The 21,912-nt window shown below is 64.0% G+C and carries 16 protein-coding genes; 2 read left to right on the forward strand and 14 right to left on the reverse strand.

Annotated elements, in window-relative coordinates; genetic code table 11:
- Nucleotides 1-9: 9 nt before the first annotated feature.
- The 3 genes from ABH915_RS10175 to ABH915_RS10185 form a co-directional block, all read right to left on the reverse strand.
- A complete protein-coding gene (locus tag ABH915_RS10175) occupies nucleotides 10-249 on the reverse strand; it encodes a hypothetical protein (RefSeq protein ID WP_370120607.1) in 240 nt (79 codons plus the stop codon).
- Nucleotides 250-693: 444 nt separating this feature from the next.
- Nucleotides 694-1,635 (reverse strand): alpha/beta hydrolase fold domain-containing protein, encoded by a 942-nt coding sequence (locus ABH915_RS10180; RefSeq protein ID WP_370120610.1) that lies wholly within the window; start codon nucleotides 1,633-1,635, stop codon nucleotides 694-696.
- Nucleotides 1,632-2,858 (reverse strand): MFS transporter, encoded by a 1,227-nt coding sequence (locus tag ABH915_RS10185; protein ID WP_370120613.1) that lies wholly within the window; start codon nucleotides 2,856-2,858, stop codon nucleotides 1,632-1,634. Before ABH915_RS10185 ends, ABH915_RS10180 begins: the two co-directional genes overlap by 4 nt.
- Nucleotides 2,859-3,053: 195 nt before the next feature.
- Here ABH915_RS10185 and ABH915_RS10190 point away from each other — a divergent pair, with 195 nt between their 5' ends.
- Nucleotides 3,054-4,256 carry an ROK family protein gene (locus tag ABH915_RS10190; protein WP_370120616.1) on the forward strand — a complete coding sequence of 401 codons (1,203 nt, stop codon included), beginning with the start codon at nucleotides 3,054-3,056 and terminating at the stop codon, nucleotides 4,254-4,256.
- A 426-nt stretch (nucleotides 4,257-4,682) separates the two neighbouring features.
- Here ABH915_RS10190 and ABH915_RS10195 read toward each other — a convergent pair whose 3' ends face one another.
- Both ABH915_RS10195 and ABH915_RS10200 read right to left on the reverse strand, forming a co-directional pair.
- Nucleotides 4,683-6,527, reverse strand: a complete 1,845-nt coding sequence (locus ABH915_RS10195) for an AAA family ATPase (RefSeq protein ID WP_370120619.1) — start codon at nucleotides 6,525-6,527, stop codon at nucleotides 4,683-4,685.
- Nucleotides 6,528-6,565: 38 nt separating this feature from the next.
- Nucleotides 6,566-7,672, reverse strand: coding sequence for an ROK family protein (locus ABH915_RS10200; RefSeq protein ID WP_370120622.1), 1,107 nt, complete (start codon nucleotides 7,670-7,672; stop codon nucleotides 6,566-6,568).
- A gap of 108 nt (nucleotides 7,673-7,780) precedes the next feature.
- On the opposite strand from ABH915_RS10200, the gene ABH915_RS10205 reads away from it, so the two are divergent.
- The gene (locus ABH915_RS10205) at nucleotides 7,781-9,079 is read left to right on the forward strand and encodes a DUF1479 domain-containing protein (protein ID WP_370120624.1); all 1,299 of its coding nucleotides are present in this window, start codon (nucleotides 7,781-7,783) and stop codon (nucleotides 9,077-9,079) included.
- Nucleotides 9,080-9,317: 238 nt separating this feature from the next.
- Here ABH915_RS10205 and ABH915_RS10210 read toward each other — a convergent pair whose 3' ends face one another.
- The 9 genes from ABH915_RS10210 to ABH915_RS10250 all read right to left on the reverse strand — a co-directional run bounded on the left by ABH915_RS10210 (nucleotide 9,318) and on the right by ABH915_RS10250 (nucleotide 21,674).
- Complete coding sequence (locus tag ABH915_RS10210) at nucleotides 9,318-10,340, reverse strand: LacI family DNA-binding transcriptional regulator (RefSeq protein WP_370120627.1); 1,023 nt, start codon at nucleotides 10,338-10,340, stop codon at nucleotides 9,318-9,320.
- 76 nt (nucleotides 10,341-10,416) lie between these two features.
- Nucleotides 10,417-12,036, reverse strand: coding sequence for a GMC oxidoreductase (locus ABH915_RS10215; protein ID WP_370124984.1), 1,620 nt, complete (start codon nucleotides 12,034-12,036; stop codon nucleotides 10,417-10,419).
- Nucleotides 12,037-12,041: 5 nt separating this feature from the next.
- On the reverse strand, nucleotides 12,042-13,256 hold the full coding sequence (locus tag ABH915_RS10220) for a glycoside hydrolase family 88 protein (RefSeq protein ID WP_370120629.1): 1,215 nt from the start codon (nucleotides 13,254-13,256) through the stop codon (nucleotides 12,042-12,044).
- A 55-nt stretch (nucleotides 13,257-13,311) separates the two neighbouring features.
- On the reverse strand, nucleotides 13,312-14,829 hold the full coding sequence (locus ABH915_RS10225) for an aldehyde dehydrogenase family protein (protein WP_370120632.1): 1,518 nt from the start codon (nucleotides 14,827-14,829) through the stop codon (nucleotides 13,312-13,314).
- A 41-nt stretch (nucleotides 14,830-14,870) separates the two neighbouring features.
- A complete protein-coding gene (locus ABH915_RS10230) occupies nucleotides 14,871-15,683 on the reverse strand; it encodes an enoyl-CoA hydratase/isomerase family protein (protein WP_370120635.1) in 813 nt (270 codons plus the stop codon).
- Nucleotides 15,680-17,947, reverse strand: a complete 2,268-nt coding sequence (locus tag ABH915_RS10235) for a gluconate 2-dehydrogenase subunit 3 family protein (RefSeq protein ID WP_370120638.1) — start codon at nucleotides 17,945-17,947, stop codon at nucleotides 15,680-15,682. The genes ABH915_RS10230 and ABH915_RS10235 overlap by 4 nt, the downstream gene beginning before the upstream one ends.
- 33 nt (nucleotides 17,948-17,980) lie before the next feature.
- A complete protein-coding gene (locus ABH915_RS10240) occupies nucleotides 17,981-19,615 on the reverse strand; it encodes an acyl CoA:acetate/3-ketoacid CoA transferase (protein ID WP_370120641.1) in 1,635 nt (544 codons plus the stop codon).
- A gap of 18 nt (nucleotides 19,616-19,633) precedes the next feature.
- Nucleotides 19,634-20,644: a Gfo/Idh/MocA family protein gene (locus ABH915_RS10245; protein WP_370120644.1), complete on the reverse strand. Its 1,011-nt coding sequence runs from the start codon at nucleotides 20,642-20,644 to the stop codon at nucleotides 19,634-19,636.
- Between the two features lie 10 nt (nucleotides 20,645-20,654).
- A complete protein-coding gene (locus tag ABH915_RS10250; protein ID WP_370120647.1) occupies nucleotides 20,655-21,674 on the reverse strand; it encodes a LacI family DNA-binding transcriptional regulator in 1,020 nt (339 codons plus the stop codon).
- Nucleotides 21,675-21,912: the final 238 nt, after the last annotated feature.

Raw genomic sequence — 21,912 nt, forward strand, 5'->3', positions numbered from 1 at the left:
CAATCCGATTTAGGCGCTCTTTGAGTTCTCGGGGAAATCGCACCGTTCGTGTGTCTGCCCGTAGGGGACATTGCGGCTTAGAGCGACGGTGTAGCTGGTGTAACCGTGCTGGGTAACGAGGATGCCGTGGCGGCATTCCTTCATGGCGTGTTTGCGGGCGATTTCTACGGCGGTGTTCAGGTCGTTTTCGACTGTGTGCGGGTCGTGTGCGGTGATCTCCAGGACGACGTCCGAGTGGCGCTTGATCATCGTGTCTCTTTCTCTTCGGAACATCGGGCAGGCGCTTCCGTGGACGGCCGCACCCGCAGAGGTGGGAAGCGGTGGTTCGAGAGGGATTGCCCGGCATTCTCTGATGGGGCGGTGGCCGGCCGTAGTGTTCGGCGGGCTGAATCGGCGGAAGTATCTCCTGCGGATCTGTAGCCAGTGTGGATGACCGGTGGGTCCGGCGCAATACAAGTTTCGAAAATGTCGGTTGTGTCGTGCCGCGCCGGCTCCATCTAGCCGCTTGTCGAACCTGGGTTGGGTCGAGCCTTCCCACCCCCTCTGGACGACATGTACGAATACTTCTGAGCGTGACGAACAAGAGCAACGGCTGCCACAGAAATCAGTCCGAGCACTCATCAGCGACGTTATCGCCGCGCTCCCGAAGGGCGCGGCTCAGCCGCCCTATTGCAGGGTCATCCTTGTGTTGGCTCAGATGTTCACGCGGATGAAGTTGTCAACAATGCTCAGGATTTCTTCCTTCCAAAACGATGGACCGCCGTGATCAGCGCCCTTCAGCTGGAAGAAAGTAACCGGCTGGCCCGCATTCTTGAGTGCATCGTGCAGGAGTACGCTCTGTCCGAACGGGACCAGCCGGTCCTTGTTGCCATGGACGATGAGCAGAGGCCGCCGCCGGGGGGTTGGGGAAATGTGGTTCATTGCCACTGTTGGAGCGACGAGATCCGGATGGTCCAGGACGTTGGCTCCGCCGATGAGCATGCCCTCGGGGCTCTCAGGCTCGATGTGGTTCTGGATGGAAGGCTCTTCATTCATGCGTGAGATGTCTGTCGGACCGTAGTAGTCGATGAAACAGCGGATGTTGAGTGGCTCTTCGTCTACTGGTTCGTCGCTGAAAAAGGGGTCACCGTCAGTGAGGCATGTCAGCACTGTCGTGTGGCCGCCCGACGAGTCACCCCAGAGGACAATGCGGTTTGGATCGATGTGGAAGTCGGAGGCCTTCCGGCGCAGGAAGCGGATCGCCGTTCCTGTGTCGCGGATCTGGGCCGGGAAAGGCGCGACGGGGGAGGGGCGGTACTCAACGATCGCCACGACATAACCCCTTCTGGCGAAATGCGCCAGCGGCGGGAGGCTTTGGCCAAGGTCCTGCTCGAACCAAGCCGAGCCCTGAACGAAAACGACCAGGGGGAAGACGGCAGTGCTCTCCGGCTCCATTGGCGGGAGCAGGATTTGCAGATGCAGGGTCAGCCCGTCCTTGCGGGCGTACTCCACTCCGAGGATCGCGGTGCCATGCTCGGGTTTCAGGTCTGCGTGCAGGACTTGCATGCCTTCGCTTACGAGGGTGCTCGCCGGGAAATCGGCATAGTCGACGTCTCGCGGTTCGATGAACGTCGAAGGAGATGAAACGGGAATCATACTTGCTCCAGGGTTTTGATCTCAGTTTGTGCCACGTGGCGCGATGCGCCGTACCGGAGGCCGGTGAGGAGCGCGACAACGAGGACTGTGGCGGCACCGACAATTAGCTGCACTGTCGCGCTTCCGTCGCCGATGAACGATCCAAACGCTTCGAAGTAATAGGGCGTTACAGCTGTTCCGATAGCGGCCCCGGTGAACAATACAGCTGTTGCCATGGCGGAAGTTTCAGGCGTGGCCCTGTTGTTGGTCGTCGTAATGAAGAACGGCATGAAGGTGCCAAAGCCGAGACCGGCGACGATCGCTGCGGCATACCCGAACGGTGCGCTGGACGCGTTCGCACAAAGGATGAGCGCAACGGCGACCGTTCCCGCAGCCACGGCCCCCGTCCAGTTGCGCAGCCGGCGCATGACGAACCCGAAGACGATGCCCGCTGCAATCGATGCGACCCCGAAGGATGTCATGATCAACGAAACAGCGGGCGGTTCGATGAGGTGTTTCTCAGCTACAAAGGACAGTGGCATGGCGACGAAGAGCGTCTGGAATCCGATGTTGAAGACGAGCATGAGAAGGGCTGCAATCCACACATCGGCCGACAGGCGGTACCATCGCGGAGCCTTTTCCAGAGGTGTTTCGGGGGCGTCCGTCAGGGCGTGCTTCGGGGGTTCCGGAACATAGCGGGCGAACAGGACCAGGCTTACAAGTCCAAAGGCGTAGACGAAGAAGGCCGCTTTCCAGTCCCACAGCATGAACGCTCCTACGATGAGGGTCCATACAACACTTCCCGCGCCTACCGCTGAGCTCTGCCAACCCAGCATGTTCTCGCGATCCCTGCCATGGAAGAAGTCGGCGATAACACTCGAACTAAGCGGTTGAAGAAGACCCATGCCCGCACCCACGACGAGCCTCGAGAACAGCAGGGCGGTGAAATTTCCCATCGGGATGAACACCAGCGGACCCATCCCGGCGACAGCGATGAGTGTTATTCCGATGAGGGTGAGCCTTCGCTTGCCGATCTTGCCGGCGAGCCCGCCGGCAAGGAGCGTGCACACAATGATGGCGGCCGCACCGATGGTCATAAAGCTCTGGATAGAAGTCTGGCTTTCCCGGGGGAACGCTTTGGCGAGTTCGGGCAAGGTGGCCGAAACGGCCCCGGCCTCGGACAGCAGCAACGACACCGATAAAAGGGCCGTCTTGAATCTTTTTGAATGGATGGTAGTGGACATGAAGCCTCCTCATTGAAGCGCGGCGGGCAGGAATCTGCCGCAGCAGCGTCACCGCAGTGCCGCCATGGGTCGCCTGTCTCTGCGGAACAGAGCGGCGGATGTGTTGTATAACACTAAGTCGCATTGGATAATTAAGTCAACCATTGACTTAATTAGGTTTGCTCTGAGCAGGAGGCTGGCCACAAGATAGACTCCATGACTTCGCCCACCGACTCGGCAGACGTTCGAAGACACAACATGTCCCTCGTGCTGCGCTCACTTGCCGATAATGAGCCTTGTTCGAGAAGCGAGATCCGCTCCGGGACAAGGCTCGTCAGCGGGACAGTAACCACCGTCGTCGAGGAACTCATGGCCCGGGGTCTGGTCGCCGAAACCGGGCACGCGCAGGGAGGGCGGGGGAGGCCGCGACGACTCCTGCAAACAGCCTCAGAGCGCGTCCGCACTGTTGCCGTCCAGCTCTCGTCCCACGACGTGGTGGGGGAGGTGCGTGACTTCGCTGGGGTCATTCTGTGGGAGCGCCGCGAGGAACACGGCATCGGCCCCGGACGGCCACAGGACCTTGTGCGCGTTCTCGCCGCAATGACCAACGCTGCAATGGACCAGGCCGCATCCGTGCCTAGTGCCTGGATTACCGATCCGGTCATCCTCCTGCCCGCACTCGTCACAGAAGACTCGACCGTTGCCGCGGCCCTCGGCCTGGGGCTCAGACGAACTGACTTGCATGGCCCGCTTACGGAAGCCATGAAGCATTCCTGTACACCTATATTCATGAACTATGGCCGGCTCGGCAGTCTCGCCGAGTACGCCGCCACTCCAAGTGATCGTCGCCCCCGCGCCATGGCCTACATCATGGAGGCGGATGGGGTATCGGGAGGCATCATTGTTGACGGGGAGGTATACCGCGGAGCCCACGGCCTGGCGGGCGAATGCGGACACATCACCGTCAACATGAACGGACCGGCGTGCGGCTGTGGAGCCCGCGGCTGCCTTGACCTCTACCTCCGCCTGCCCGCCATCATGGCCCGCGCGGGCATTGAGCTCGGCAGCGGCCCAAGCCAAGTGCTGGCACTGGCCGAGCTCGTTGACAAGTTGGAGGCAGGCGACGAGCGTGCCCACACAGCGCTGACAGATGCCGGAACTGCGCTGGCCGGAGCCATAGCAACCATGAGTAATTTCACCGACCTCGATCTTGTGGTTTTGGGAGGAACCCTGCCCCGGCTGTACCCGTGGCTCGCACCCCACGTCGACGCCCTCATCAGCGCCCGGGCGCAAATGGTCCCGGAATTCAACCCCGAAGTTGTTCTTGCCAAGTACGGCAGCGAGGGACCTCTGCGGGGGGCATGGCTCCAGGCGCGGAACTCCATCCTGGACAATCCGGCCGACGTCTCCCGGCTGTGACCCCCTGACGCGCGTGCAAGTGCGACGTCCACCACCAATCCGCTCAATAGCGCGAGGCCTAACAGCCCGCGGGGCCTTCAGTGCACGTGTGCCGACATGACTGTTCCGGCCAGCCGTCGCGGAAGCACAAAATTCCATCCAATGCGGCCAGGTCGGACCTTACCTAACCGCGGCTCCCGGCCCGTCGCGGCCTCACCGAGGACCGTTCTGGAAATCGGCGGCACGCTTTGGGGTTGGGGGCAGGTCCTACTGCTGGTTGGGGACGTCGTCACTCGACGTTTGGCCTGCAGGGAGCGGGGCTCTCTGATGCCTGAGGTTACGAGCACTGCCTGGGGCGGATGGCGCAGACACGCTGAACGGGCATGTGAGGGATGACCTCACGCCGCCATAGACCACGGCAAGCATCGTGAACCGATCGTTGCCCGGTCAAAGGCACTGGGTAGTCACGGGTTGGATATCTTCGGCGCTGGTCAGTGTCAGTTCCCAAAATGACTCGACTTGCCGAAGATGGCCGACCAGCATCACCGGCGAGAATTTTTCAGCCGACATGAGTGCGCGCGTGAGCGGGTTAACGAAGAGCGCTTCGACTGCGGAGCCAACACCGCGGCCACCGAAGGCGAGGTTCTCGATAGCTCTTTCTTCGATGATGTTTGCGACGTCGGGGCGTATCTGGAGGGTGATGCCGTGGCGTATTTGCACGCGGCGGACGACGGCGGCGAGGTATTTTCGGACGAGCTCCCGGCCGACCGCTTCTGAGATGAAGTCGAAGACGACGATGTTGTCGCCGATTCGGCTGAGCAGCTCGGGGCGCTGGAGTTGTTCGGTGAAGTGCACCTCAATGGCTCGTCTGACTTTTGCTTCCGTGTCGGGGTAGGGGTCTCCCCAGCGGGCAAAGTTATCGGTTGCCTCGGGTCCGGCGGATGAGCGATAAGTGCCGAGATTTGAGGTGAAAACGATGACGGTCTCGCTGAAGTAGACAGTTTCTCCAGAGCCGTCAGTCAGTCGGCCGTCTTCCAGGATCTGCAGGAACTTGTCCAAGATCCGGGGGTGCGCCTTTTCGATTTCATCGAACAGGAGGATTGAGAAGGGTCTGTCGCGGACAGCGTTTGTCAGCTCGCCCCCAGCGGCATGGCCGACGTATCCGGGCGGTGCGCCGATCAGCCGTGCTTCGCTGTGCTCGGCCGAGAATTCACTCATATCGAAGCGAATGTAGGCGTCTTCGGCTCCGAACAGCGTCTCGGCGAGGGCCTTCGCGAGTTCGGTTTTACCCACCCCGGTGGGTCCGGCGAAGAACAGGATTCCCTGTGGCCGCCCGGAAGCGTTTCCGACGTGTGCCCCGGTCAATCCCATGGCTGACCGCGTCAGCACGGTGAGTGCCTGTTGGATAGCCCGCGGCTGGCCGAGAACGCGCCGGCTGATGCTTTCGGTTCCTCGGCTGAGGCGCTGTAGAAGCAGCGGATCTCCCCACGGGCTTTCCAGAATGCCAAGCCGGTAGCTTCTGAGCGCCTCATCGATGCGAGGGACGTCGACTCCCTGCTCGATGGCCAGGGTGACGACGCTGTCGATCTCGCGGAGGGTCATCCCTTGTGAGAGATCCGCAAGGACGGTCTCGGCAGCTCTTGCCGCCGCTGCGTCCATCGCTGCCGGGTCCTCCATGCGGCGAAGAAAGAGCCCGGCACCGGCCTTCCGGAGCCCGAGGGCAGGCAGCGGAATATGCACCAGCCTGACGCCCGACGCGTGCGACAGCCACGTGGGTGCGTCCTGGGCCTCGTCGGCCAGCCAGAAAATCCCGCAGTCGAACCGCCCCGGGTTGAGCGCGAGTTGGTCGACGGCGTCATTGCTGTTGGCGAGCTTCTCGGCGAGGGCAAATAATCCCCGGAGGTCCGGGCCGGCGTGGGGTTCTTCGGCCCATAGCCGGGACGCGTAGGCGATGACGACAGCGACCCGGGGCGCTTCCGGCTTCTGTGCGTTTTTGATCAGGTCGGCCAGTCGGCCCGTTGTCGAGGCTGTCGAACGTCCGAGATGTGTGGAGGAGAAGAAGGATTCCGGATCTACTTCGGCGCCATGGTGCTCCAACCGGATGCCATCCACGGGGTCGTAGGTGTAGATCAGGTCATAGCGGCGGGCAATCAACAGATCGACGATCACCTGAGCTGTGGTCAGCACGCGGGCCGCATTTTCGGTGGGGTCGCGAATGAGGTGAACGTCCCGAATGTTTCCCGCAACTATGAATTGGGAGGTCACGGGAAATGCAAGGTCGATTTCGCGCACCCACGCCGGCAGGCCAACTTCGTGCCCCGAGGAGTCCATCAGAACCCCAGCCCGGCACGGGCCATGCGATGTGCCTCATGGCTCGCTCCGTCCAGGGGTGAGCGTGTTCCGAGGACGACGTCGACACGGTCCAGGCTTAGGTCGGGGATGGCTGTCGAGAGGTAGTTCTCCAGTGGCGCGATACCGGCAAGAGGGCCGCCGAGGACGACTGCGCTGGAATTCAACAGCGTCACCATGTTTGCGATGGCTACTGCGAGATGGTCCAACCCTTCACGCGTGGTTGGCGAGAGCTCGGGTCCTGATAGCAACTGCCTGGACGCTTCCAGATCGAGACCATAGGCCCTGGCCGCGTTTCCAAAACCGAGACGCGACAATGTACGGGTGAGGTCCTCACTGCCCTGCACCTGCAAATGACCGATTTCACCCGCAAGGCCCCGCGCGCCGCGCTGGAGGTTTCCGCCGAGAAACAGCCCGGCGCCGAGGCCGGCACCCAAATGGACGTAGAGGAAGTCCCCGACGCCCTTCATCGCCCCTACACGATGTTCTGCAAGGGTCGCCCAGTTCACGTCATTGTCGATCTTGACTTCCGCTGCCTCGATGTTGAGGTCCCGGACCGGATTGAAATGACCGGCCGGAAAAACAGAATCGGCCATCGGAATGATCTCGCCCGTTATTCTGTCCACGGGGTCCGCAACAGAGATCGCTGCCGCCAGCAACGGTGTTGGAGAGGCTTTCTCAAGGGATGCGAGCAGACCGCTGGCGATCGCGATCACGAAGTCGCTGCTGGCGTCCTGCGGCAGCGGCTCGGTCTTGTCGAAGGCGACTGTTCCGTCCAGCCTGACGGAACGTGCAGCGACAAAGGCCGAATCCATTGCCAGGGAAACTGAGTGGCCCCGGGCCGGGTTTATCCCATACAGCGCCGCGACGCCTCCGCGCCTCCCCTCCCGGATACCAGTTGTCACGATGACGCCCGCGTCCTCCAGCCGCCGGGCCGCGTCCGAGATAGCCGGTTTGGATATCCCTGACAGCTGCGCGATATCAGAGCGGGACAACGGGTTCTCCGACTCATTCAACAGAGCCAGGAACCGGTGCTCGGTGATCGTGGCGAGCAATCCCGGTCGGGGCGATACGTCAGTGGAGGACATGTAGATCTTTCCAGTAAGGAGTCTTTACTCAATCATAGAGGTGCGCTAATATCGACACAAGGCACTTTAGTAAAGAGCAATTACTGAACAAGATTTCAAGGAGTAATCATGAATGCAACGGAGCAGACGAGCTGGGAGACCCAGCCGGAGGACGTGCCGGCGGCCATCCGCGCGGTGAAGGCAAAACTGCGGGCACAGATCGGCGACGTGAACAAGCTCTTCGCAACCATCGAAGCCGCCGTCGCGGAAGAAGTAGCTGACATCAAGGCAGCCAAGGCCCGCGGCGAGAACGTATGGCCCGTCGTCAACTACACCGACATTGAAGACGGCACCGTCCCGCAGCAGACCCTTGACCTGATCCGCCGCCGCGGCTGTGCCGTCGTGCGCGGCCAAATTCCGGCGCAGACCGCCACCGACTGGGACCAGTCCTTGGTCGACTACGTCGACAGCAACAACTTCGAACAGAAGTATCGTGGCCCGGCAGATAACTTCTTCGGCAAACTCAAGGCATCAAAACCCGAGATCTACCCCATCTACTGGTCGCCCGCTCAGATGGAGGCGCGCCAGCACGAACACACCGCCAAGGTACAGAGTTTCCTGAACCGGCAGTGGAAGAGCGAGTCGCAGGGAGTGACCTGGTTCGACCCTGACCAGGACACGATGTATCCGGACCGGATCCGCCGGCGCCCGCCGGGAGCGTCCTCGAACGGACTGGGAGCGCACACCGACTCTGGCTCGGTCGAGCGCTGGCTCACCCCGGCCTACCAGAAGGTCTTCTCCTCCCTCTTCCACGGCGACTTCGCCTCCTACGATCCTTGGGACGCGGCCTACCGGACGGAGGTCGATGAATACCCGTCATCAACGATGTGCAGCGTCTTCCGCAGCTTCCAGGGCTGGCTTGCGATGTCCCAGATGCAGCATGACCAGGGTGTCCTGCACGTCGTGCCGATTCCTGCGGCCATGGCCTACATGCTCATCAGGCCGCTCCTCGACGACGTCCCGGAAGACTCTCTCTGCGGGGCTGAAGCCGGCATGGCCCTGGCTGCAGACGAGAAGTGGCATCCGCTGCTCATGGAGGCCGTCTCTGGGATCCCCGACGTCGAACCCGGCGACTCGGTCTGGTGGCACTCCGACCTGATCCACAGCGTGGAGCCGGTCGAGAACCAGCAAGGCTGGGGCAACGTGATCTACATCCCGGCCGCGCCGATGTGCGCCAAGAATGCCGCCTATGCCGAGAACGTCGCCGAACGCTTCCGCCTCGGCGAAAGCCCCACCGACTTCCCCAAAGAAGATTACGAAACCGACTGGGAAAACCGCTTCAAGGAGGACGACCTCAACGAGATCGGAGCCCGGGGCCTCGGGATCACCCGGCGCGTGAAGCCGGCAGACCGGGCCGCCTCCATCTGACGCGCCCCCGATACCTGCAGTAGCAGAAGCTAGGACCGGCCCCTCCGGTCCTAGCTTCTGTCTCTTTGAACATCCCAAGAGCGAGGCCCATGTGCGCGGCAGCGGAGTGGGCTTAATACGTTGTGACACCGCCGTGCTGTGCCCGCGATTCCACGCGTGCTTCCAAGGGCGAATCAGGTTCTGGCTGATCGTGAAACGTAAGCGCAGCTTTCTCGTGCGCCGGAGGCCGGTCCCGCGATTAAGTTCTGGGACGCCACGTCGCTGTAGAGGAACGGATCTTGAGTTGGGGCTGGACGAGGCTCAATTGTGCGGGCATGTCGGCGTTGCCGTCGGTGAGGCGTGTTAGGAGCATCTCGGTGCCTTTCGCGCCGACCTGCTGGGGGAAGCCCGCGACCGATGTCATTGGGGGGACCTGACCGGCGGCGATGCGGGTGTCGTCGAAGGAGGCTACGGCGATGTCCCGGCCTGGTTCCAGCCCGCGGCGGCGCAGCTCGTCATAGACCCCCTGGCTGATGATGTCGCTGTAGGCGACAACTGCGTCGGGCAGCCGGCCCTGGTCCAAGAGCCTGCCGAGCGCGGCTGCCCCGCCTTCCGGGCTGATGGCGCTCCGCAGCTCCTCTGTGCTCCATAGTTCGCGCCCCTTTGCCTCCAAGGAGGCGCGAAGACCTTGCTCCCGTTCCGCGAGCGATGGTGCGGGCCGGCCGCCGAGGAATGCCACGGTCCTGCAGCCTAAGGCAGCAAGGTGGTCTCCAAGCAGCGACGCTCCCTTGACGTTTTCACTTCCCACGTAGTCGAACCCCGGAAACCTTCGTGCGAGCAGCACAACAGGAACATTGGCTGCGTCGACTTGTTTCGCGAGCATCTCCGGGTCGGTGTCGGGGGCCGGGAGCAGGAGCAGGCCGTCAACCTGACGTTCGATCATGGATGCGATGATTTCGCGCTGGCGTTCCGCCATGTCGCGGCTGTAGCCGATGAAGATTGTGTATCCGGCATCGTGGGTGATCTGGTCCACGGCCATGGCCAGTTCCGCGAAGTAGGGGTTGATGATCTCGGTGACGATGAGGCCGATAGTCATTGACCGGCTTTGCCGCAGGTTGGCGGCCTGCCGGTTGTAGACGTAGCCGAGCCGATTCATGGCTTCGCGTACCTTGATGGCGGTGGGCTCCGGGATGCGGGCGTCGCCGCGTACGACGAGGGATGCGGTTGAACGCGAGACGCCGGCGGCTTTGCTCACGTCTTCGAGGGTGATGCGTGGGGCCATGCTATTTTTCCTGCCGACGGGTCGTAGGCGGGGAGCTGCACGCTCCCCGCCTGACGACTTTACCAATGTCACTGACTTAACTATCGTTCCCGTCCCCGCCGGCCGGCCGGGTGCGGGCCGGGGCGTTCTCTTCGGCCAGGATGGTGTCTGCAACCCGAAGGGCATTGGCTGCGATGGTCAGTGCGGGATTGAGGGCTGCCGAGGAGGGGAAGAATGAGCCGTCCACGATCCAGAGGTTGTCCAAGTCGTGGGCGCGGCACTCCGGGGTGAGGACGCTGCTGCCCGGGTCGTGCCCGGCAACTGCTGTCCCGCACTGGTGGGAGTTAGTTTCGATGCCCATCCGTTCGGTGAAGACCACGGGGTACCCGGCTCTTCTGACGGCCCGGCTGATCCGGCGAACCAGCTCTTTGTGCGGTTCAAGGTTGTTCGGTTCCCACCACACGTGGATTTTGCCGTTGACGACGCTGACGCCGTTGCTCCGCCGCGGTAAGTCTTCCGTGGTGAGGTAGATATCGATGCTGCGGTCCGACATCGCCTTCAGGATGGAGTTTGGCGCCCAGCTGCGGGCCATTTTGAGCATGCTGGCCCGCAGCTTCCCCAGCATCTGCAGGTTCCCCAGCGGATACTGGTTGGTGGGTCCGGCCTCGTACCAGTCATTCAGTCCCAGGGTCTTCTGCCACAGGGTCCGGTTCACTTTGAACGGGTTAATGGCGATGAAGAACGTGCTGTTGTGCACCATGTAGTTTCTGCCCACGAGGCCTGAGGAGTTGGCCAGTCCTCGCGGGTAGTCCTTCGTCGCTGACCGCAGCAGGAGCGCTGCCGAGTTCACGGCGCCGGCGGCGAGAATGAACTTGTCGGCTTCAATGCGGATGATTTGGTCATGGCGTTCTGCCAGGGCGGCGACGACGGTCCGTCCGTCCGGTCCCGGGATCAGCCGGATGACTTTAGTGTCCGTCATGAGGGTGGCGTTGCCGCTCTCGAGCGCCGGGTTGATGGCGATCTTTTCGGCGTCGGACTTCAGTCCTGCCTCGTTGGGTGCGCCGTCGCTGGTGGCGCAGAGGGCGCGCTTTGCGGGGGTGTCGGCTTCCAGTCCGTTGGCCATCCGGAAGGGGTGCAGACCTTGCCTACGGAAGGAGTCGGCAAGGTCCTGGATGACGGGCTCATGGTCCAGTGCCGGGAAGGGGTAGGCGCTGGAGTGGAACGGCTCGGTGGGGTCCTCGCCGATCTGCCCGCGGACCTGGAAGAGCTGCTCGGCTCGTGTGTAGTACGGTTCGAGGTCGGCGTAGCTGAAGGGCCAGGCCGGAGATGTCCCGTCGTGGTGCTGTGTTTCTTCGAAGTCGCTGGCGCGAAAGCGGGGCAGGCAGGCGCCGTAGACCTTCGTGTTTCCTCCCACCCAGTAGTAGACGCCGGGTTTGAAGGGCGCTCCGGTTTGCCCGTTGTACCAAGTGTCGGCGTTTTTGTAGCGGCCTTTGAGGTAGACCTCGTCCAGGTCGGAGTTTTGCGGTTCCGCGGGCAGGTGTCGGCCGCGTTCGATGATGAGGACTTTAGCGCCGGAGTCTTTCAGGGCGTAGGCCATGGTGCCACCGCCCATGCCGGAGCCTATGATGGCGATGTCGGTACGGATCACCTCGTCCGGGACGGCGCCCTCTGCTGCCGCTTCCGGACGGGGTGCCTTGTCGATGGTTTCCCAGGACATGGTGCTCACCGCCTCTGCTGGGCTTCGGCGAACTGCTGGATCTGGTCCACGGTGTCCAGGAACCAGTAATCGCCCCACATGACGGATTCATCGACGCCCAGGTCCTTGCCTTCGTGGTAGCTGCCGTGTTTGAGCACGCCTTCCCATTCTTCGTCGGGGCTGGCGAGGAAGTCGTCGTCGGTGAGGCGGCGGAGGATGTTCACGGCGTAGTCGGCGTAGACCTGGGCCTTGGTGCGGTCCTGGACGAGGCCGGCGAGCTGCCAGAAGCCCCCTGCTGCGGCTGCGGCGGCTGAGGTTTCGTAGGGCCGGACGGGGGCGGGTTCTTCCCAATCGTTGGGGGGAACGAGGCGGTCGCCGGTTTTTTCGATGTAGAAGTCGGCGGCGGCGATGGCGGTTTCGAGGAAGCGGCGGTCGCCGGTGAAGCGGTACACGGTGCCGAAGCCGTAGAGGGCCCAGGCCTGCCCGCGCGCCCAGGATCCGTCATCGGAGAAGCCCTGCTGGGTGGTCTGCTTGATGAAGGCGCCTGTTTCCAGATCGAACATGCCCTCGTGGGAGGCCGAACCGTCACCGCGCATGAGGAACCGGCGGGTGGTGAGGCAGTGGTCCACGGCCTTGCGGGCCATGTCCTGGTCCCCTGTCTGCTGCGCGGCGTAGAGGGCCATGTGGATGTTCATCATGATGTCGATGAACAGGCTGTCGGGCTGGCGGAAGCTGGGCATGTAGCGGCCGGCTTCGCGGTACCGGCTGGCGGTGGTGCGTCCTGCTTCCACGACGACGTCGCGCTTGGCGGTGTCGCCGGTGGCTTCGAACCAGCGCCGGTAGGTGGACCAGAACAGGAAGCCGAGGTCGTGGACGGTGTCATCGCTCTTGCGTTCTTCGATGAGCTCGGAGTAGTGCTCGGCCGCGCTGCGGAATCGGGCCTGGTCCGCTGGCTCCGCCCGGCGGGACAGCATCCAGAGCTGGCCGCCGAGGAACCCTTCGCACCAGTTGGTCCAGGCTTCGCCGTCGACGACCCACTTGCCGTCCTCGGTGTAGAGGGGGAACCGGTCAGGGTGTGTGGTGATGAGTCCGCTGAGTTTTGCGGAGGCGGCCTTCCAGGCTTTCGTGGCGGCTTCGGCGAACTCTGCGGGGACTTCGTAGCCTGTCGGGAGCGTGAGCGGCAGCATCGTGGGCAGCACGGCGGGAGGGTGTGCCGGTGCGGTGGTTGCGGTGGCAGTCATGTTCATTTCCTTTGGATGGTGCTCTGGTTTAGAAGATCCAGGCAGTTCAGAGGGGTCAGGGGCGGGGTGCATCGGGGGCGTCGACCCAACGGTTTTCGCGGATGCCGACCTGGAGCTGGATGGTCTTCAGCTCGCTGAATTCGGCCAGGGCCTGGCGGCCGAGTTCGCGGCCGATGCCGCTGTGTCCGTAGCCGCCGAACGGCACTTCCGGGTAACCGTCCATCCAGCGGTTGACCCACACGGTGCCCGCGCGCAGGTCACGGGCGGCGGTGAGTGCCTCGTTGATGTCGTTGCTCCAGATCCCTGCGGAGAGCCCGAAGGAAGTGGAGTTGGCGATTCCGATGGCCTCTTCCAGGGTGTCGTAGGGCAGCACGGACAGGACGGGCCCGAAGATCTCGTCGGTGGCGATGGACATCTTTGCTGTGACATCGGTGAAGACGGTCGGCTGGAAGAACCGGCCGTTCAGGCCGGTGTCGAGCCGGCCCCCGCCGGTGAGCAGGTGCGCTCCGGCGTCGCGGCCTTCGGCCACATAGCGTTCGACGACGGCGAGCTGGGTGTCGTTGACGAGGGACCCGACGAGGGTGTCGGCCTTGAGCGGGTCACCGACGCGCATGTGCTTGGCGCGTTCGACGACGGCGGCGGCGAATTCGTCGGCGATCGAGCGGTGCACGATGAGGCGGCTGCCGGAGTTGCAGCACTGGCCGACGTTGAAGTATCCGCCGAAGACACCGGCATCGACCGCGGCCGTGAAGTCGGCATTGGCGGTGATGATCTGCGGATTTTTCCCGCCGAGTTCGAGTTCGACCTTCTTCAGGTCCCGGCCCGCGGCGGAGGCGATGCCCTTGCCGACGCCGGTGGAGCCGGTGAAGCTGATCATGTCGATTCCCGGATGCTCAGCGATGGCTGCACCGACCACCCGGTCACCGGTGACAATGTTGACCACACCGGCCGGGAAGCCCGCTTCGCGGATGAGCCGTCCCAGCATCACGGTGGTCGCGGAGGTGCTTTCGCTGGGTTTCACCACGGCAGTGTTGCCGGCAGCCAGGGCGAAGGGCAGTTTCTGGCTGATGATCAGCAACGGGAAGTTCCAGGGCGTGATCATGCCGACGACGCCGATGGGTTCGTGGACCACCATGGCCAACGTGTCGCGGCCGAGGGCGTTGTGGGCCTCTCCCTGGGTGTTGCGGGCAAGGCTGGCCGCGTATTCCCACAGCTCGGCGGTGCCGGCGACTTCGTTGCGTGACTGGGTGATGGGTTTGCCGGTTTCGAGGGTCTCAGCCAGCGCCAGCTCTTCGGCGTCGCGGCGGACGAGGTCGGCGACCTTGAGCAGAAGCTTGGACCGCTCGGATCCGGTGGACTGCCGCCAGCCGCGGTCCAGGGCTTGTCGGGCGGCGGTGACGGCACGGTCGACGTCTTCCTGCGCGCCCTGGGGGTAGGAGCTGACCTCGATTTCGTGGGCGGGGCTCAGCCGGGTGAACGTCTCTCCGCTCCGGGCCTGGGCGTCTTCGCCGTCGATGATCATCGGCCGGTACGTGGGCTCGACGTCGTCAAGGGTGTAGTTCTTGGTTTCCATCTCGTTCGTCCTTAGAAAGTGTGTGGGTCCGCGGGGCGGGGTTAGTTGTCCGTGAAGTGCGGGGTGCGCTTTTCCCGGAAGGCGGCGACGCCCTCGGCCAGGTCATCGGTGGCGGCGGCCAGGCCGCCGGCGAGGGCTTCGAGCACGCGGGAGGAGGCGCCGTCGGCGGCTGCGTCGATCAGCTGCTTTCCCAGCTGCACGGCCAGCGGTGCGCCCGCCAGCAGGTCGGCGCTGAGCTTGGCGACGGCCTCCTCCAGGGCGTCCTTGGGTGCGACCGCCGTGGCCAGGCCCCAGGCGAGGGCTTCCTCGCCGGAGAGCTGACGGCGGGTCAGGACCAGTTCCTTGGCCCGGGCCCGGCCGGCCAGTTCGGTGGCGCGCTCGGTGCCGCCCCAGCCGGGGACGGTCCCGAGGCCGGTCTCGGGCAGGGCCACGCGTGCTTCGGCGGCGATGACGCGGAAATCGCAGGCCAGGGCGAGTTCCAGGCCGCCGCCGAACGCGAGACCGTCGATGACGGCGATGCTGGGCTGACGGAGACCGGCGAGGGCATCGAACGCCCGGTGGCCCGTGGCGATCCAGTCCCGCCACATCCCTGCCGCGGACAGGTCGGCGAAGTGGTTGATGTCCGCTCCAACGCAGAAGACTTTCTCACCGCCGGTGCGGACGATGACCAGCCTCGCGGCCGAGGCGGCCACCGCGCGGGCCGCTGAGGCCAGGTCCTCAAGGAGTCCCAGGGTCAGTGCGTTCAGCTTGGCGGCCCGGTCGATCAGGATGGTGGCGGTGTGGCCGTCCTCTGAGTATTCGACGGTGACCTGGCCGGTGGCTTCGTTGGTAACCGGCGTAGTTTCAGTGCTCATGGCTGGTCCTTTCGCTGGCCGCCGAGCTCGTCGGCGAGGTGTTCAGCTGCCCGCAGAACGATCGCCCAGATGCTCAGGGTGGGGTTGATGCCGGGGCAGCTTGGGAATGCGGCGCCGGAGTACATGTAGAGGTTGCGGGTGTCGTGGACGGCGAGGTGTTCGTCCAGCACGGAACCGGCGGGGTCATGGCCGAACCGGGCACCGCCGAGGTCGTGGCTGGAGCCGACGCCGGTGAAGTACGGGCCCTGCCAGGTTTTGGTGGCACCCATGTCCTGGAGCAGGCCTGTTGCCTTGTCCGCCATCCAGGAGGCCAGGCGGCGCTCGTTTTCCCGCAACCGGTAAGTCACCCTGACCAGTGGCATGCCCAGGCCTGAGGAATCGCGGTGCCGGGGATCGATTTCAAGCCGGTGCGAGGCGTAGGGCAGCGCGTCGGGCTGGATCCTGATAACGCCCTGCTGGGACCACAGCTTCAGGTGGTCGCGGTATCCGGCGCCCCAGCGGCGGACGTCCCCGGGGAGGGTTTCGCGGGCGATCTGCAGCGGCAGTGCCTGCTGCTCGGCGCCCAGGGTAGCGCCTCCGATGAAGCCGTGGTCAAGGGAGCGGAACTCGGGGGAGAGGTAGTCGTCCAGGACGACGCCCTGTGCGGCCGGGCCGGTGTGCCGGTTGAATTCGGTGCCGGGGAAGAGCGCATCGACGTGGCCGAACATTTTGGTCATGTAGTGCAGGCCAAGCTGCCCGGTGTTGTTGCCGAGTCCGTTTTCGTGGCGGGAATCTGCCGAGAGGTACATCAGGCGAAGGTTTTCGTACGTGTAGGCGGAGAGGATCACGGCGCGGGCGTACTGGCGCCGGACGCGGCCGAGGGGATCGACCCACTCGACGCCGCGGGCAGCACCGGAGTCGTCCATGATGATCCGGGTGACGCGGGAGTGGGTGCGCAGTTCGAAGTTGCCGGTTTCGATGGCCGCGGGCACGGGGCCGAGTCCGGGGTGCCAGCGGTCGCCGCGGAAGGAGCCGAGGCCGTTGTTCCAGGCGCTGTATCCGGTGGCGGGGCGTCCGCCGTAGGATTCGGTGGTGAATCCGACGGGGACGGGGTGCGGGTGGAGGCCTGCAGCCTTGGTGGCTTCGGTGAACTTGTTTCCCAGGATGAACGGGCGCGTCGGCGGCAGGGGGAGCGGTTTGCTGCGCTTGACGAACGGGTTGGATTCGTCGCCGGCAATGCCGATCAGGTGCTCGAGCTTCGTGTAGAACGGCTCGAGCTGTTCGTAGGTCACGGGCCAGTCGGCCAGTGTGCAGTCCTCGGGCAGGGCACCGGGGCCGTAGAGTCCGTCGTAGTGGCTCTTGGGGGCGAACTGCCAGGGGTGGAAGCGGCGCAGCCAGGATCCGTAGTGCCCGGCGGATCCGCCGACGCCGTTGACCATGCGGCCCAGGGAGAAGGTTGCTTCGCGGCTGTCTTCCTCGTCGGTGGTTTCGCGCCAGCGCGGGGTCTCCTGCTGGAACTTCGGGCCCAAGCCGCCGCGGGTGTAGTAGGCGTGTTCGAGTTCGTCCGGGAGGAACTCATCGAGCGGGCGGAAGGGTCCCGCTTCCAGGCCGACGACGCTCAGGCCCGCTTCGGCGAAGACCTGGGCGCTGAGTCCGCCCATGGCGCCGACGCCGACGAGCAGGACGTCCACTTCGTCGGTCATTTGGGGGTTGACGGCGTTTTCGTAGCCGAGCTGCTTGAGCTTGTGGCCCTCGGTATCGCGCGGGATTTCCTGCATTGCGTCCGCGAGGGTCTTGATGACACCGCCCTTGGTCACGTGCTCGGTGCTGAGGTTTTCTTCGGCGGAGTTTTCCAGCCATACCCCGGGGTGTTTAAGGAACTTCCAGCCGGCGGCGTTCTTGTTTCCGCCGTGGGCCGGGTCGGCGAAAAGCCCTTCCTGCAGGTGGGCCACGACGAGTCCGAAGAGGTCGCGCTGGTCCTTGACCGGCAGCTGGTCGGTCAGTTCGCCCTGCTCGAGGAGGACCAGCGCGTCGGTGCGTTCCTCCAGGCTCAGCGAAGCGAAGTTCCGTCCGTGCTTGTTCTCGGCGTAGTGGTCCAGCGCGCCGAAGAGCCACTGGTACCTGGGCAGGTCCTTGCGGCCGTAGCCTTCGAGCGTCAGGTCCAGGTATTCGGTGACGCCGGCGTCGCGGACGTCGGGGCTGTCTCCGTCGGAGGGGAACATGGCCTCGAACAGTGCGTCGGCGAGTTCGGTTTCGTAGGGGGTCAGGATGCGGAAGCTGCTCATCACGGGAGTCCTTTCAGACGTTTCGGCCGGGCGTCAGCGCGCGGCCAGAGTGGGGGAGCGCTGTTCGATCCGCTCGTGCAGCGGCAGCGTGGGAAGGCGGAGGCCGACCGGCGCATCGGCGAAGAGGTCGAGATCCATCGTGCGCAGGTTGTCCGAGACGATCAGCGGGAACTCGCTGCGGTCAAGGACGTCTTTTTGCAGGTCGATACCCGGGGCTATCTCGGTCACGACCAGGCCGTCGGGGGTCAGTTCCAACACGGCACGTTCGGTGATGTATTTGACCTTCTGGCCGCGGGCGAGGGCCCTCGGTCCGGAGAAGGTGACGGCAGAGACGTCGTTGACAAGCTTGGTGAAGGGCCCATCGGAGCGGATGTCCAGGCCGGTCTCGCCGGCGGCGATGTCGCGGCGCCCGGCGGTGAAGGCTCCCATGAAGACGATCTCCGGGGCCGAGGAGGTGATGTCGGCGAAGCCGCCGACGCCGGCGGTGACGTGGCGCTTCTTGGGCAGATGGTGGACGTTGACGTTTCCGTGGCGGTCAATCTCCAGGAAGGAGAGCAGTGAGCGGTGGAAACCGCCTCCCTGCAGGAGGGTGAACTGGTCGATGCTGGGCATGATCGCGTCCGGGTTCTGGGCGCAGCCGAAGGCGAAGTCCAGCAGCGGTATGCCGCCCACTGCGCCCTGTTCGATGACCCAGCTCACTTCCCGTCCCTGGTTTTCTTCGACCAGGATGTGCGGCACGAGTGCTGAAACGCCGAAGCCGAGGTTCACGATTTCGCCGGCCTTGAGTTCTTGCGCGGCGCGGCGGGCGGTGATTTTTTCGATCGAGAAGCCGACGTGGGGGAGGGCGCTCAGGGGCCGGCGCAGCTGCCCGGAGATGGCCGGGTCGTTGGGGGTCAGGGTGGTCTGCAGCTGGTCTTCGGCGATCACGATGGCGTCGACGAGGATACCGGGTACCTTTACCTGCTGAGGGTGCAGGCTCCCGGCTTCGGCCAGACGCTTGACCTGGGCTATGACGACGCCTCCGTTGTTGTGCGCCGCGTAGGCCAGGTCCAGGGCACCAAGGGGGGAGCCTTCGTCCTCGAAGGTCAGGTTGCCGTATTCATCGGCGGTGGTGGCCCGGATAATGGCCACGTTGGGGATGACCGAAGGGAAGAAGAGCCATTCCTGGCCGGCCACCGTGGCGGTTTCGACATGCGCCGCGGCGGTGGTGCCGTTCATGCGTCCGCCCTGCAGGCGGGGGTCGATGAAGGTGTCGAGCCCGACCTGGGTGAAGACGCCGGGCTGCTTCGCGGCGGCGGTGCGGTGCATCTGGTAGATGACGCCGGAGGGGAAGTTGTAGGCCTCCACCTCGTCGCGTTCGATCATCTGCCAGATCCTGGGCGGTTCGGCGCTGGAGGGGCCGGAGGGGTAGGAACCGGCGATGACCTTGCGGAGCAGGCCTGGTCGGGCGATGTGGTCGATGCCCTTGACGCCGTACATGTCGCCGGCGGCGATCGGGTGTATCGAGGTCAGGTTGGTCGGGTGCGAGGTTTCTTCGAACCGTTCACCGATGCCGGCCAGGACACTGTCCGGGCAGCCTAGGGCGCTGGAGGAGCTGACGGTGATGACGTCATCGTCGTTGATGAGGTCCGCTGCCTCGCGGGCCGAGAGGATCTGTACTTTCTGCATGATGTTCTTTCTGGGGTGTTAGTTGATGTGGACGGTGCGTCCGGAGGTTGCCGATTCCTGGGCTGCCAGGGCGACCTTGAGGGCCATCAGGCCGTCCCGCCCCGTAGCCGTAGGGACACCGGTGCCATGGACGGCGGCGGTGAAGGCCCGTAGGCCGATGAGGTAGAGGTCCTCTGAGCAGTCGACGTCGATCGTCCTGGCGCCGGACTCCGTGGTCAGGACGATCTCTCCCTGGGTGTCCTGGGTCATGGCGTCGAAGACCTGGACGGTGCCCTTTGTGCCGTGGACTTCCAGCGAGGTCATCGCGAATCCGACGGTGAAGGAGTCATGGGTCTGGGCCAGGACCGGCGACTGGCCGTTGTTTTCGTATCGGATGACGGTCATGGCGGCATCTTCCTGCCCGCCGGTGTTCCACGCGGCCTGTTGGACGGCCACGGCGCTGACGGCAACGGGTGTGCCGAGCAGGGGGTTCAGGACCGAGGCGTCGTGGCAGGTGATGTCCAGGATCACCCCACTGCCGGGCGTGCCCTGTCCGAGTCGCCAGCCCCGCAGCCGCTCGGGAAGAAGGACGGCGTGGGCGATCTTGGCGGAGAGGACCGTTCCGATGACGCCGTCGTTGACAAGCTCGCGCACTTTGGCGTGCAGGGGGCTGCCGGGCAGGTGGTGGTTGGCGGCCAGAACAAGGCCGGTGTCCTCTGCGAGCTGGACCATCGCTTCGGCCTCGCCGGCATCCAGAGCCAACGGCTTTTCGCACAGGACGTGCTTCCCGGCCCGCAACGCCCTGGTTGCCTGGTCAAAGTGTTTGTCATTAGTGGAGGAAATATAGACGGCGTCCACGTCCCATGCCAAGAGCTCCTCAAGGTTGGAAGTGGCTCTGCCCAGTCCGTGAGTAGCGGCAAAGTCCGCTGCCCGGGCGGACGATCCGCTGAAGACTCCGGTGACGGTGCCGCCGCTGCTGCGGATGGCATCGATGACGCGGGTGGCTGCGATATCGCTGGCGCCGATCAGGCCCCATTTCAGTGCTGACATGGTGTTACTCCTAGTTTCGGGGTCGCCATTGGGCGGTGGATGCACGGACCTTCAGGGCCGGCTCGATGAGAGAACGCTGAGGCTCCGGCGATGAGTCACGGATACGGGCCAGCAGCAGCTCTGCTGCTTTCCTGCCGATGAGTTCCGGGTAGGTGGAAACCGATGTCAGCGGTGGCAGCAGCAGCTGTGCCATCGCGATGTCGTCGAAGCTGGCCACGGAGACATCCCGGCCTGGTTCGAGGTTCCTCCGGCGGAGCTCGGCGTAGATCCCGAGCGCGACCGCGTCGCTGTAGGCGATGATGCAGTCCGGCCAGATGCCTTGGTCCAGGACACGGGCGATTCCTTCGGATCCGCCGGCGGCATTGTTCCTCGTCGCCTCCGAACGGTTGGCATCGAAAGTCACCCCACTCCCCGAGAAGCCGGATTCCAGCCCTTTAATCCGTTCCGCCCGGGCGGAGGAATGCTCGGGGCCACCGATCAGCACAGCGGACGTTGCTCCCAGGGAGGACAAATGGCGGCCCAGCTGTTGGCCGGCAGCAATGTTGTCAGGACCGACGTAGTCCAGCTCTTCCGAGAAGTAGCGGGCAAGCTGCAAGACCGGGACCGCGGAGCGGTCAATGATTCCGCAGATGGGGTTCAGGTCAGAGCCCATAGCCGGCAGCAAGAGAATGCCATCGACCTGCTGCTGGACCATGGTCTCCAGCTGCTGGTACTGGCGCTCTACGTCATCCCGGCTGTACCCGACCAGTAGGGTGTAACCCGCCTCGTGCGCGGCCTCCTCGATGGCCATGGTCAGGCCGGCGAAGTAGGGGTTGCGAATATCGGTCACGATCAGTCCGAGGGTCATGGACTCGCTGCGCCGCATGTTTGCTGCGTGCCGGTTGTAGACGTACCCCAATTCCGCCATGGCCAGCCTCACGCGGTCTGAGGTGGACTCCGGAATACGTGAACTACCGCGAAGGACGAGCGAAGCGGTGGACCGAGACACCCCAGCGGCCCGACTGACGTCGTCCAAGGTCACTTTACTCATCTCTCATCCACCTCCATGTGGCTCTATTGCAATATTTCTACCATGTTTCGGCCCACTGCGGTAGAGCGATCTACAAGGACCACGCCGCACAGATCCAGATGTTCTAGGCCTTTTCTTCCGTGAGCCATTAAAACAGCGGCGGCATTTTGGAGGGATTAGTGTCATAAGCGCAAAAACCATTGCATCGATCTACTGATCTATGTAATCTGGACCACAACGCAGGCTCTAGCCGGGCCTT

The sequence above is a fragment of the Arthrobacter sp. MW3 TE3886 genome, from assembly GCF_041262145.1.
Classification (GTDB): Bacteria; Actinomycetota; Actinomycetes; order Actinomycetales; family Micrococcaceae; genus Arthrobacter.

Coding starts and splice junctions, on each gene's coding strand:
- ABH915_RS10180 (WP_370120610.1), bottom strand. CDS start 1,635: ATGATTCCCGTTTCATCTCCTTCGACGTTCATCGAACCGCGAGACGTC.
- ABH915_RS10235 (WP_370120638.1), bottom strand. CDS start 17,947: ATGAGCAGCTTCCGCATCCTGACCCCCTACGAAACCGAACTCGCCGAC.
- ABH915_RS10210 (WP_370120627.1), bottom strand. CDS start 10,340: ATGGCCCCACGCATCACCCTCGAAGACGTGAGCAAAGCCGCCGGCGTC.
- ABH915_RS10190 (WP_370120616.1), top strand. CDS start 3,054: ATGACTTCGCCCACCGACTCGGCAGACGTTCGAAGACACAACATGTCC.
- ABH915_RS10200 (WP_370120622.1), bottom strand. CDS start 7,672: ATGTCCTCCACTGACGTATCGCCCCGACCGGGATTGCTCGCCACGATC.
- ABH915_RS10185 (WP_370120613.1), bottom strand. CDS start 2,858: ATGTCCACTACCATCCATTCAAAAAGATTCAAGACGGCCCTTTTATCG.
- ABH915_RS10215 (WP_370124984.1), bottom strand. CDS start 12,036: ATGTCCTGGGAAACCATCGACAAGGCACCCCGTCCGGAAGCGGCAGCA.
- ABH915_RS10225 (WP_370120632.1), bottom strand. CDS start 14,829: ATGGAAACCAAGAACTACACCCTTGACGACGTCGAGCCCACGTACCGG.
- ABH915_RS10240 (WP_370120641.1), bottom strand. CDS start 19,615: ATGCAGAAAGTACAGATCCTCTCGGCCCGCGAGGCAGCGGACCTCATC.
- ABH915_RS10175 (WP_370120607.1), bottom strand. CDS start 249: ATGATCAAGCGCCACTCGGACGTCGTCCTGGAGATCACCGCACACGAC.
- ABH915_RS10205 (WP_370120624.1), top strand. CDS start 7,781: ATGAATGCAACGGAGCAGACGAGCTGGGAGACCCAGCCGGAGGACGTG.
- ABH915_RS10245 (WP_370120644.1), bottom strand. CDS start 20,644: ATGTCAGCACTGAAATGGGGCCTGATCGGCGCCAGCGATATCGCAGCC.
- ABH915_RS10220 (WP_370120629.1), bottom strand. CDS start 13,256: ATGACTGCCACCGCAACCACCGCACCGGCACACCCTCCCGCCGTGCTG.
- ABH915_RS10230 (WP_370120635.1), bottom strand. CDS start 15,683: ATGAGCACTGAAACTACGCCGGTTACCAACGAAGCCACCGGCCAGGTC.
- ABH915_RS10250 (WP_370120647.1), bottom strand. CDS start 21,674: ATGAGTAAAGTGACCTTGGACGACGTCAGTCGGGCCGCTGGGGTGTCT.